The organism is Mycolicibacterium sp. XJ1819 (assembly GCF_053483675.1).
Genome location: NZ_JBEFST010000009.1, coordinates 163,839 through 175,698 on the forward strand (window position 1 = coordinate 163,839; position 11,860 = coordinate 175,698).

An 11,860-nucleotide genomic window follows, 5' to 3' on the forward strand; every position below is an offset into this window, starting at 1 on the left:
GGCCCGTTGGCGAAGGACCCTTGCGGATACGTGGCGCAGTTCCGCAGCCTCTCTGCAGGAACATCGAGAGGACTGCGCGCGAATGAACACGCCGGTGACCATCGACCCGCGTCTGCACGACGCGGTCATCTTCGACCTCGATGGCGTGGTTACCGACACCGCACCGATGCACTCCGCGGCATGGAAGACGGTTTTCGACGACTTCTTGGCCCGACGACCTGCGAGCGTCTATGAGGACCAATCGCCCTTCACCGACGACGAGTACCGGCGCCTCATCGCCGGCAAGGCACAACTTGACGGCGTCTGCGACTTCTTGGCGTCGCGGGGGATCTCGCTGCCGCGGGACGGTCGCTCCGGTACCGACCAGGACACGGTGTGCGAACTCGCCGACCGCAAGAAGCGGCGAGTTCTTGAGCAGCTCGATGTCGATGTGCCCGTGTTTGATTCGACGGTCAGACTTGTTCGTCGATTATCCGCGGCCGGGGTGAAGACCGCGGTCTGTTCGCCCAGCCGCAACTGTGGGCAGATTCTGAGGTCGGCCGGACTCGGCGACCTGTTCACCGTCTGTGTCGACGGTGTGGTCGTGGAGGAACTCGGACTCGCGGGCAAGCCCGATCCCGCCATGCTCTTGGAGGCGGCGCGGCGACTCGGCGCCGAAGCGGAGCGCACCGTCGTCGTCGAGCAGGCCGCGGCCGGTGTTCAGGCGAGCCGGTCCGGCGGTTTCGCGCTCACCATCGCTGTCGACCGACTCGGGCACACCGACGGGCTCCTGCGATTGGAGGCAGATGCCGTCGTCGCCGACCTCGCGGAGATCGAACTGCGTGAGGGCGGCAAGCGTATGTCGGCACTCCCAACGCGTTGAACTCCTATGGCCAGCTGATCGGCGTCCTGAGTGGCCGCCAGCCGATCGTCTGCCTCGACTTCGATGGCGCGCTGTCCGAGAACGTCGCGGACCCGGGCGGCGCACGCCTTGTCGACGGGACGGCCGCGGCCCTGGAACGACTGGTCGCGCACTGTCCGGTGGCCATCCTCACCGGTCGAGACCTGGACGACATCCGTGAGCGAGTCGACCTGACCGGGATCTGGTACGCCGGGAGCCACGGCTTCGAGCTGGTCGGCCCGGACGGCAGCCACTACCAACACGACGCAGCGGTCGTGGCGTCACCTGTGCTGGTGATGGCCGCCGCCGAACTGCACGCCGAGTTCGACGGAATTTCTGACGTGCGCGTCGAGGACAACCGATTCTCGGTCGCCGTGCACTATCACAACGTGAGCCCAGAGCAGGTGGTCCATATTGTCGCGGCGACCCGACGGCGCGGCCGTCAGCATGGCCTCCGGGTAGTCCGTGGCCGAAACGTGGTCGAGTTGAGGCCAGAGGTCGACTGGGGCACAGGTGCCGCGCTCGCTTGGATTTGTAAGCGAGTCAACCAATCCGGACGCACGGTGCCGATCTACATCGGCGGTGATCTCGCCGATGAGGATGCATTCGAGGCGATTCGATTCAGTGGCATCGGGATCGCGGTGCGCCACGACGAGGCCGCCGACCGTGGATCTGCCGCTCAGTTCACGCTCGACGGTGTCGCAGAGGTACAACAGTTCCTGCAGCACGGTGGGAACTGGCTGACCTACGCGCAACAGAGTTCAGACGAAGCGTGGACGTACACCTTCGACGGCTATGAACCTCAAGCGGAAAAGCTTCGGGAGGCGTTGTGCACCGTTGGCAACGGTTATTTCGCCACGAGGGGTGCGGCTCCGGAATCGAAAGCCGGCCAGGTGCACTACCCGGCCACCTACGCCGCCGGCGTGTACAACCGTCTGGAGGATCTGTTGGGCGGCACTACGATTGACAACGAGAGCATCGTGAACCTGCCCAATTGGTTACCGTTGACATTCCGCATCGATGGTGGTGACTGGTTCGATATCGACGCGGCCGAGCTGTTGTCGTATCGCCAAACGTTGGATCTGCGCGAAGCGGTCCTGACCCGCGAGGTGCGCTTCCGCGACCGAGCCGGCCGGACGACCCAGCTGACCCAGCATCGGTTTGTGGCAATGCACGCTGCGCACATCGCCGCATTGCAGACCGTCGTCGCCGCCGAAGACTGGTCCGGCACGATACAGATTCGGTCGACGATCGACGGCAACATCCGCAACGCAGGAGTCGAGCGCTATCGCGGACTGGCCAGCACCCACCTGAGCTCGCCGGCCAAACGTGGCCTGTCTGAGGATTCGGTGTTGATGAGCGTCGAGACCACCCAGTCGCACATCCAGGTGGCGATGGCCGCCCGCACCACCGTTTGGCACGGCGACAAGCCCGCTCCCGCGACGTATCGACTTGTCGACGAGGAATTCGAGATCGGCCATGAGATCTTCACCGACCTCAACGGGGGCCAGGAGCTGACGGTGGAGAAGATCGTGAGCCTGGTGACCGGACGCGACACCGCCACATCGGAACCGGCCACCGGGGCCGAACGGAGGCTGGAACGCCAGGGGCGGTTCGCGACCATACGAGCTGCGCATGTCTTTGCGTGGGCACACCTTTGGGAGCGGCTCTCGATCGAATTCGAAGATCACTTCGACGAACTACGCATCCTGCGGTTGCATCTGCTGCACCTGCTGCAGACCGTCTCCTACCACGGTGAAGACCTCGACGTCGGCGTACCGGCCCGTGGACTGCATGGCGAGGCGTACCGCGGCCACGTGTTCTGGGATGAACTGTTCATCTTCCCCGTGCTCAACCTTCGGTATCCGACGATCACCCGGGCGTCGCTTCATTACCGCTATCGACGGCTGCCCGAAGCTCGCCGGGCCGCAAGGCTGGCCGGCTTCTGCGGTGCGATGTTTCCGTGGCAGTCCGGCAGCGATGGTCGCGAGGAAAGTCAAGCCATGCATCTGAACCCCCGGTCGGGGCGGTGGAATCCCGATGCCAGTCACCGCGCGCACCACATCGGTATCACGATCGCGTACAACGTGTGGCAGTACTACCAGGTCACCGGCGACCTGGCCTACCTGATCGACTACGGCAGCGAGTTGCTGGTGGAGATAGCTCGATTCTGGGTCAGCAGAACGACGTATGACGAAAAGTGCGACCGCTACGCTATTTCCGGCGTCATCGGGCCCGACGAGTTCCACTCCGGTTATCCGGAGCGTCCCTATGACGGCATCGACAGCAACGCCTACACAAACGTGATGGCCGTGTGGGTCATCCTGAGGGCCGTCGAGGCACTCGAGTCGATGCCGCTACCCAACCGGTTGGACCTCCGCGAGAAAGTCTCGCTGACCACCGAGGAACTGGAGCAGTGGGAGCACGTCAGTCGCCGGATGTTCGTCCCGTTCCACGACGGCATCATCAGTCAGTTCGACGGATACGAAGCGTTGGCGGAGTTGGACTGGCCCCTCTATCGGAAACGGTACGGCGATATCCGGCGGCTGGACCGGATTCTGGAGGCCGAGAACGATGACGTCAACCGTTACAAGGCATCTAAGCAGGCCGACGCGTTGATGTTGCTGTACCTGCTGTCCTCCGACGAACTACGGGAATTGCTGACTCGGCTCGGCTACCGCTTGGACCCTGACCAGATCCCGAAGATGGTCGACTACTACCTGGCGCGGACATCGCATGGATCAACCCTGAGCGCTGTCGTGCACACCTGGGTCTTGGCGCGGGCCAACCGCGACCACGCGATGGAATTCTTTGAACAGGTTCTCAAGTCCGACGTCGCCGACATACAGGGTGGCACCACTTCCGAGGGGATTCATCTGGCCGCAATGGCCGGTAGTGTCGATCTCATTCAGCGGTGTTTCACCGGGCTGGAGACCCGCGGCGATCGTCTGGTCCTCGCGCCCAACTGGCCGGAGTCCCTTGGTGCACTCGGCTTTCCGCTCCATTACCGCGGTCATCACCTGCATGTACGCGTCAGCGGCAAGGGCGCAGAGGTCAGTGTCGACCCACGAGATGTTCGGCCGGTGATGATCGAATGCCGAGGCCGGATCGAACACCTGGCCCCGGGTAGCACCATCCGGTTTCCTAGCCGCCCTCAGCGCTCATAGCCGGCTTCTCAAGCCCGTTCTGATTCGGCGGACCGCAACGAATCCTGCGCCCGGCGTTTGTAGGTACGGCGGTGGCCCTGCGACGAAGGACCCTGGCGGACCGGGACTTCCGTCCCTATCGGGCGATGTCGGCGCGGTGTTGGGATGGAACCGTCAACGACACACCGACGTCGCAAAGGAGGCATTCATGAGCAAACTTCCCACCCAGCAACGTCCGCGCTCGTTCTGGCCGGATCTGGCTGAGTTCTTCGAGGGCTTCCCGTCATGGGCGAACCTGCGTCCCGCGCTGGGCAGCCACATCATCCGCGTCGAGGACGAACACAAAGAGGACAGCTACGAGATTCGCGCCGAGATTCCGGGTGTCGACCCGGATAAGGACGTCGAAATCTCGGTGCGCGAGGGCGTGCTCACCATCAAGGCCGAGCGCTCCGAGACGAAGACCAACGGACGCTCCGAATTCTCCTATGGCTCGTTCATGCGTTCGGTGATGCTGCCCCCGGGCGCCGACGAGGACGGCATCAAGGCCGCCTACGACAAGGGCATCCTCACCGTGTCGGTACCGGTCGCCAAGACGGTCGAGCCGGCAGAGAAGCGCATCGCGGTCGAGGCCAAGTAGTAATCGATTCGGTCGGTCCCGGGGTCTGCGGTCCCCGGGACCGCCGCATCACATCGAATCAGGCGAGGGACGACAACGATGGCTCGAGCAACCGAATCGTTGCGCAACGCGCCCGGCCGGGTGTTCCGTGACCGCCGCGAAGCGGGCCGGGTCCTGGCCGAACTGCTCAGCGCCTACCGGGGTCGTGAGGACGTTGTGGTGCTGGGGCTGGCCCGCGGTGGGGTTCCGGTGGCCTGGGAGGTGGCGGCGGCGCTCGGTGCCCCCTTGGATGCGTTCATCGTGCGCAAGCTCGGCGCACCCGGCCACGAAGAGTTCGCGATGGGCGCGCTGGCCAGCGGTGGGCACGTCGTCGTGAACGACGACGTGCTGCGGGCGTTGCGCGTCACGCCTGAGCAGCTGCGTGAGGTCGCCGAACGTGAAGGGCGAGAACTGATCCGGCGCGAGGCCGTCTACCGGGGCGGCCGACCGCCGCTGGAGGTGGCCGGCAGGACGGTGATCCTGGTCGACGACGGCCTGGCGACCGGCTCGAGCATGCTCGCCGCGGTACAGGCGTTGCGGGAACGGAACCCGAAGGCGCTGGTGGTCGCGGTTCCGGCCGCGCCGGAGTCGACGTGCCGGCAATTCGCCGGAATGGTCGACGACGCTGTCTGTGCGACGATGCCCACCCCGTTCCGCGCGGTGGGTGAATGGTACTGGGACTTCCGTCAGGTCAGCGACCAGGAAGTGCGCGACCTACTGGCCGCTCCGACCACGGAGACGACATTCTCTCGGCTCGATACGCGGGTGTCGGCAGCCGAGACCATCCGCGCCGCCGCGGTGCGCGCGCCCGGCGGGCTGCCGCCCACGGAAGCGCTCGAGGAGATCGTCGGCGATGCGCGGGTGGTCCTGATCGGTGAGAGTTCGCACGGCACTCACGAGTTCTACGAAGCGCGCGCGGAGATCACCAAATGGCTGATCGAGAAGAAGGGCTTCTGCGCGGTGGCGGCCGAGGCGGATTGGCCCGACGCGTACCGCGTCAACCGCTACGTGCGGGGGCTGGGCGAGGACACCACAGCCGAGTAAGCAATTCGTGGCTTCGAGCGGTTTCCCGCGTGGATGTGGCGCAACGTCGTGGTCCGAGACTTCGTGGACTGGCTGCACGCCCACAACCGGCGACACCGCTCGGACGGCGCTCGGCAGGCCGGCTTCTACGGGCTGGACCTGTACAGTCTGCATCGGTCGATGCAGGAGGTGATCGCCTATCTCGACAAGGTCGACCTACGCGCGGCGGCGCGGGCGCGCGCCCGGTACGCGTGCTTCGACCACGTCTCGGCCGACGACGGACAGGCGTACGGTTTCGCGGCGGCCTTCGGCGCCGGCCAGTCCTGCGAGAGACAAGCGCTGGACCCAACTCATCGAAATGCAGCGCAATGCGGTCGAATACGCACACTGCAACGGGCTGCTTGCCGAGGACGAGGCGTTCTACGCGCAGCAGAACGCGCTCACGGTGCGCAACGCGGAGGCATACTACCGGGCCATGTTCAGCGGCCGGGTCACCTCGTGGAATCTGCGTGACCAACACATGGCCCAGACGTTGGAAGCGCTGCAGACCCATCTGGACCGCCACAACGGCCGTGAACCGGCGCGAATCGTGGTCTGGGCACACAACTCTCACGTCGGCGACGCACGGGCCACCGAAGTCACCGGCGACGGCCAACTGACGCTGGGCCAGCTGGCGCGAGAACGGTACGGCGACGATTGCCGGCTGATCGGGTTCACCACGTATACCGGCACGGTCACCGCAGCCGGCGAATGGGGCGGGATCGCAGAGCGAAAAGTGGTGCGGCCCGCGGTGAACGGCAGCGTGGAAGAACTCTTCCACGAAACCGGCGATCCGGACTTCGTGGTGTCGGCGATCATCGACCACTCGGCGGCCGAACCGCTGGACACCGTCCGGTTGAGCCGCGCCATCGGCGTCATCTATCTGCCCGAAACCGAACGGCAGAGCCACTACTACCACGTTCGCCCATCCGAACAGTTCGACGCGATCATCCACGTCGACGACACCCGCGCCCTCGAACCGCTCGAGGTCACCAGCGTCTGGGTGGCCGGGGAGACGCCGGAGACGTATCCGACCGGCCTGTGACAGCGCCGGCGGTCAGCCCGGTATCCGATAGAGCGCGGCGCCTGCCGTGATCCCCGCCGCCGCGGCCACGAGCAGGACACGTGCTCCGCCTGGAAGCCGCTGGGTACCCCGTTCGAACGCCGCTGCCAGCGAGGCGGTGTGGGTGTGCTCGTCGTCTGCGACGACGACGGCGCCCGCCGCGACCCCGAGCCGCTCGGCAAGGGCCGCCCGGTACGCCCGCCGGGCCGGGGCGGCGACAATCACGTCGACGTCCGTTGTGTCGAGGGATTCTTCGCGAAGGCAGCGACGGGCCGCCTCGGCGGCGGCCTCGGCGAGGAGAACCTCGAAATCCTGGGACTCGGCGAGTCGAAGGACATTGTGCCGATTGACGAGTCCAGCCGTCGCGCGGTAGCTTTCGCCGCCATCCGGCTTGTTGGTCCAATACACCTGACCCAACCCGTCGTGGCCGGCGTCCCAGGTACATGACATTGCCGCTCCAACTGGGGAATACGGGAAGTGTTCACTGGACGCGCCGCCGGGGTCGGCGTCGCTCGCCACGATCAGCGCGCTGTCGACGGTGCTGGACCTGAGAAATCCATCGACGATCTGCAGTGCGGTGATGACGCCGCAGGTTCCGTTGGCGACGTCAAAGGAAAAGGTTCCGTGGCCGTTGGCGTGCGGGTCCTCCGGATTCGCTCCGATGTCGTCCTGAATCATCGCCGCAAGGGCGGGTTCGCCCAGGTTGCGGTCACGGTGAAGGCCGGCGTTGACCAGCAGGTCGAGGTCGCGCGGATGTCGCCCCGCCCCGCGCAGGCAGCCTTTCGCCGCCGCGTCGGCGAGACGCAGCGCGCTGTGCCGTCGCCGCCACCCACCGCGGGTGACGTGGACGTTTTCAATGATCGTGCCCATAGCTGCTCACCAGTGTCTCGTCCAACGTCAACAGCACCACGCCGATCTCCAGGCCGGAGGCCAGCGCGATGAGGGCGATCGTCTCGCCCGACCGGATGTGGCCGGCTTCGAGTTCTTCGATCAGGGCCACGGTGTGTGTGGTCGAGGCGGTGTTGCCGTACCGGTCGACGGTAATGACCGCATCGTGGCGGGGGGCCTCGCCGAACGTCATCGTGACCTCGGCCATTCCCTTGCGGATTGCGCGTGCCGATGTCTGGTGGGTGATCACGTGATCGATGTCGTGCATCGCGATGCCAGCCGTCTCGAGGACTTCGTGCAACAGCGGTGGCGTGTTGGACATCGCGGCCCGGTGGATACCGCGGGCATCGGTGAACATCCGGGCACCCGGATCGGGTCCCTTCGGATAGCCGAGGCAGAGCCGGCTGTAGTCCGCGACCGTCGTGAAGCCGGCAACAGAGATGCCCTCGGAGCCGGCGGTGGCGCGTTCGAGAAGTAGCGCCGCACCCGCATCTCCGAGCGTCAGCGACGCGAGTTCTTTGCTCATGATGTTGTGGATGTGGCGGGCGGCGTTTCGGCCCAGTTGGGAGATGTACTCCCCGCTGACCACTAGTGCGCGTTCGACGGCGCCGCGCCGGATCCAATTGTTGGCGATCGTGACACCGGTCAACATTCCCGCGCATGCGTTGTTGATGTCGAAGGTTATTGCGCCGTCGGCGCCGATCGCATGGGCAATCGCGCTGCTCATCGTCGGTTCCAGCCACTGCGTCAAGCCTCCGCGGAACTTGGTGATGCTGCAGTTGATCACGACATCGACGGAGGTTGCGTCGCATCGAGCCTTGTCGAGACAGTCCACCACCGCCGAGGTCGCCAGGCTGAGTGAATCCTCATCGCCGACGGACACCCGACGTTCGTGAATGCCGGTCAGTCGCTCGAGGTCGATGTGGGGGTGATGCCGTGCGGTCGACATCAGCTCGTCGGTGGTGAGGTGGGTGCGCGGCAGGTGCCGGCCGGCGCCCGCCAGGCGGGTGCCGAACGGTGTGGTGCGGTCCTGTTGTGCGACCTCCATCAGGAGCCAATGAGTACGCACCGTTTAAGGCTCGGTTGCGCCGACAGAGGCAGATAATCGCTTTGGTCCCCGGCGCTGGGGACCTTCGTCACGCAGCCCACGGCTTTCGGAGCCGTCAAATTATGCCCGGAACGCGCCCCGACACGTCCAGAAAAGTGGACGATGGGGTGGTGACCGACGAGGCCGACCTGCGGGTGGACACAGGTATGGCTCCCCTGCGCGAAACCCTGTCGCAGCTGCGGCTTCGAGAACTGCTCATGGAGGTCCAGGATCGTATCGAGCAGATAGTCGAGGGCCGCGATCGGATGGACGGTCTCGTCGAAGCCATGTTGGTGGTGACGTCGGGTCTGGAGCTCGACCAGACGCTCAAGACCATCGTGCACACCGCCATCGAGCTGGTGGACGCTCGGTATGGAGCGTTAGGTGTGCGCGGGCACGAACACGAACTGGTGGAGTTCGTCTACGAGGGCATCGACGAGGAGCTGCGCGCGAAAATCGGCCACCTGCCGGAGGGCCGCGGCGTCCTGGGTGTCCTGATCGACGATCCCAAACCCATCCGCTTGGACAACATCGCCCACCATGCCGCATCCGTCGGATTTCCCCCGAACCATCCACCGATGCGGACCTTTCTCGGCGTGCCCGTGAGGATCCGCGACAAGGTCTTCGGCAACCTGTACCTGACGGAGAAGGCGGGCGGCCAACCGTTCAGCGAGGACGACGAAGTGCTTGTTCAGGCTCTGGCAGCCGCGGCGGGCATCGCGATCGACAATGCGCGCCTGTATGAGTCGGCGAAGACTCGTCAAGCGTGGATCGCGGCCACCCGCGACATCGGGACGGAGCTGCTCGCCGGAACCGACCCAGCCCGAGTGTTCCATTTGGTCGCGGAGAAATCTCGTCAGCTCAGCGGTGCCGAACTGACATTCGTGGCAGTGCCGTCAGATCCCGAGGCGCCGCCAGACGAGGTGGACGAACTGGTCATCGCGGCAACGTCAGTGGATGGCCCTGTGTCGTTGCCACCGTCGCTGCCGGTAGAAGAATCGTTGGTCGGCCAAGCGTTCGCCGGGCGCCGGCCCGCACGTTTTGACCGATTCGGCGACGTGCTCAGCGACCCGGGAACCGCCGGCCCGGCACTTGTGCTTCCCCTTCGTACCGCGGACGCCGTCGCCGGTGTTCTCGTCGCGCTTCGCCCAGCGAGTGCACAACCGTTCACCGATGACCAGCTCGACATCATGGCAGCGTTCGCCGACCAGGCAGCGCTGGCCTGGCAGCAGGCGACCGCACAGCACCAAGTGCACGAACTCAGCATTCTGACCGACCGGGACCGCATCGCCCGAGACCTGCATGACCACGTGATCCAGCGACTCTTTGCCGTCGGCCTGTCGCTTCAAGGAGTCCTTCCGCGGGCCCGAGTTCCCGAGGTGCGACAACGGCTTTCGGATTGTGTCGATGACCTCCAGCAGGTCATCCAGGAGATCCGCACCGCGATCTTCGATCTACACGGGTCATCGACTGTGACCACCCGCCTGAGGCAGCGTCTCGACGAGGTCGTCGCCCGATTCTCGAACCCAGCACTGCGCATCGCGGCGCAGTACACGGGCCCGCTGTCGATCGTCGACGCCGAACTGGCCGATCACGCCGAAGCCGTTGTCCGCGAAGCGGTCAGCAACGCTGTTCGACATGCCGACGCTACCTCGCTGACCGTCAGTGTCGTCGTGTCAGAGGACCTCACCATCGAAGTCGTCGACAACGGCCGGGGCTTCAGCGGCGCTGACATCACCCGCAGCGGTCTGAACAACTTGCACAAGCGTGCTCTGGATGTCGGCGGAGACTTCACCGTCTACAGCACGCTCGATGAGGGGACAGTGGTGCGGTGGTCAGCCCCGTGCCTGGGCGCCGAATGAATTCTGCTGACGCCTCAGTAGTCGGGCAGGTCGATTGACTGCGCCGCGGTGAACCACAACCGCTGGGCGACGGGGCGAACCGGCCAGCGCTGCATCCACTTCATCACGAACGCATTGGCCGCGATGTCCTTCTCGGTCATCGGCGCGTAGCGGTCGATGGTGTTGGGCAGGTCCTGACAGGCATCGACATACGGCCGCATCAGCGTCTCGTAGCGCGCCAACGCGGCCCGGACCCCTTCGGCGCCAACAGAACCCGCCGTGCCGAGTTCGCCGGCCAGAAGGTAGGCGCCCACCAATGCCAGGCTGGTGCCCATTCCGCTCAGCGGTGACGCGCAGTAGCCGGCGTCGCCGACGAGTGCGACACGCCCCGATGACCACGACGGCATGCGCACCTGGGCGAAGGAGTCGAAGTAGAAGTCGTCGGCCTCTGCGGCGGCCGCCAGCAGCGGGTCGCAATGCCAACCGGCACCGGCGAACCGCTCGACGAGGATCCGGCGCTGCGCGTCGAGATCGTGTCGGTCGTAGGCGATCGGCGGCGACTGGAAAGCCAAGCCGGCCTTGGCGACTGCCGGGTCATGTGAGGGCCGCATGGAGGCGTTGAGTCCACCGGGGGCTTGATACAGCAGATACCACCCGTCGAGACCGACCGTGTCGGGTGCCGAGAACCAGGCGTTGTATCCGCCGATGGGTGTGACGAACCGCTCCTCGGGCCCGAACACGATGCGGCGCACCGTCGAATGCGGACCGTCCGCACCGACGAGAAGGTCCGCGCGCAACCGGGTGCCGTCGCCGAGGACCACGTCGACGCCGTCGTCGGCCTGGGCGACTTCGGTGACGGTGCAACCGAACCGGTATTCGGCGCTGTTTTTGGTGGCCTCGTAGAGCACGCCGACGAGGTCACCGCGCAGGATCTCCAGCTTGGACACCAGCCCGTTCCCGTCGAACGCGGTCACGGGCATCTCGGCGCGGCGAGTGCCGTCGGAGCGCACCCAGGCCGCGCCGCGCTGTTGGAGTGCGAGGCCTCGCATCTGGTCCATCAGGCCCATCCGCTCGACCACGTCGCCGCCGGCACCGCGCAGGTCGACGGTCTGGCCGCCGGGGCGCACGCCCGGCGCGATCTCCACCACGATCACGCGGTATCCGTTGCGGGTCAGCCAGAACGCGAGGGAAGGCCCGGCGATGCCCGCGCCGCTGACCACCACGGTCGGCTGTGCCAT

The 11,860-nt window shown here is 65.7% G+C and carries 6 protein-coding genes and 3 pseudogenes; 6 read left to right on the forward strand and 3 right to left on the reverse strand.

Annotated elements, in window-relative coordinates; all coding sequences use genetic code 11:
- The first annotated feature begins 82 nt into the window (after positions 1–82).
- The 5 genes and pseudogenes from otsB to ABQE89_RS12025 all read left to right on the forward strand — a co-directional run bounded on the left by otsB (position 83) and on the right by ABQE89_RS12025 (position 6,788).
- Positions 83–4,047, forward strand: a pseudogene (gene otsB / locus ABQE89_RS12005) (trehalose-phosphatase).
- 187 nt (positions 4,048–4,234) lie between these two features.
- Positions 4,235–4,663 carry an Hsp20/alpha crystallin family protein gene (locus ABQE89_RS12010; RefSeq protein WP_448416688.1) on the forward strand — a complete coding sequence of 143 codons (429 nt, stop codon included), beginning with the start codon at positions 4,235–4,237 and terminating at the stop codon, positions 4,661–4,663.
- A gap of 78 nt (positions 4,664–4,741) precedes the next feature.
- Positions 4,742–5,414, forward strand: a pseudogene (locus tag ABQE89_RS12015) (phosphoribosyltransferase); the annotation flags it as partial.
- Positions 5,415–5,677: 263 nt separating this feature from the next.
- Positions 5,678–5,911, forward strand: a pseudogene (locus tag ABQE89_RS12020) (erythromycin esterase family protein); the annotation flags it as partial.
- Positions 5,904–6,788 (forward strand): erythromycin esterase family protein, encoded by an 885-nt coding sequence (locus tag ABQE89_RS12025; RefSeq protein ID WP_448416784.1) that lies wholly within the window; start codon positions 5,904–5,906, stop codon positions 6,786–6,788. The pseudogene ABQE89_RS12020 and the gene ABQE89_RS12025, both read left to right, overlap by 8 nt.
- Before the next feature lie 12 nt (positions 6,789–6,800).
- On the opposite strand, the gene ABQE89_RS12030 is transcribed toward ABQE89_RS12025, so the two are convergent.
- Positions 6,801–7,676 carry a 3-oxoacyl-[acyl-carrier-protein] synthase III C-terminal domain-containing protein gene (locus ABQE89_RS12030; protein ID WP_448416690.1) on the reverse strand — a complete coding sequence of 292 codons (876 nt, stop codon included), beginning with the start codon at positions 7,674–7,676 and terminating at the stop codon, positions 6,801–6,803.
- Positions 7,660–8,742 carry a 3-oxoacyl-ACP synthase III family protein gene (locus ABQE89_RS12035; protein WP_448416692.1) on the reverse strand — a complete coding sequence of 361 codons (1,083 nt, stop codon included), beginning with the start codon at positions 8,740–8,742 and terminating at the stop codon, positions 7,660–7,662. Before ABQE89_RS12035 ends, ABQE89_RS12030 begins: the two co-directional genes overlap by 17 nt.
- A 206-nt stretch (positions 8,743–8,948) precedes the next feature.
- Here ABQE89_RS12035 and ABQE89_RS12040 point away from each other — a divergent pair, with 206 nt between their 5' ends.
- Positions 8,949–10,643, forward strand: a complete 1,695-nt coding sequence (locus ABQE89_RS12040) for a sensor histidine kinase (RefSeq protein ID WP_448416786.1) — start codon at positions 8,949–8,951, stop codon at positions 10,641–10,643.
- 14 nt (positions 10,644–10,657) lie between these two features.
- Here ABQE89_RS12040 and ABQE89_RS12045 read toward each other — a convergent pair whose 3' ends face one another.
- Positions 10,658–11,860: an FAD-dependent monooxygenase gene (locus ABQE89_RS12045; protein ID WP_448416694.1), complete on the reverse strand. Its 1,203-nt coding sequence runs from the start codon at positions 11,858–11,860 to the stop codon at positions 10,658–10,660.

Excerpts from the sequence above, each read along its gene's own strand:
- ABQE89_RS12010 (WP_448416688.1), top strand. The coding sequence starts at position 4,235 with ATGAGCAAACTTCCCACCCAGCAACGTCCGCGCTCGTTCTGGCCGGAT.
- ABQE89_RS12030 (WP_448416690.1), bottom strand. The coding sequence starts at position 7,676 with ATGGGCACGATCATTGAAAACGTCCACGTCACCCGCGGTGGGTGGCGG.
- ABQE89_RS12035 (WP_448416692.1), bottom strand. The coding sequence starts at position 8,742 with ATGGAGGTCGCACAACAGGACCGCACCACACCGTTCGGCACCCGCCTG.
- ABQE89_RS12040 (WP_448416786.1), top strand. The coding sequence starts at position 8,949 with ATGGCTCCCCTGCGCGAAACCCTGTCGCAGCTGCGGCTTCGAGAACTG.
- ABQE89_RS12045 (WP_448416694.1), bottom strand. The coding sequence starts at position 11,860 with ATGGCACAGCCGACCGTGGTGGTCAGCGGCGCGGGCATCGCCGGGCCT.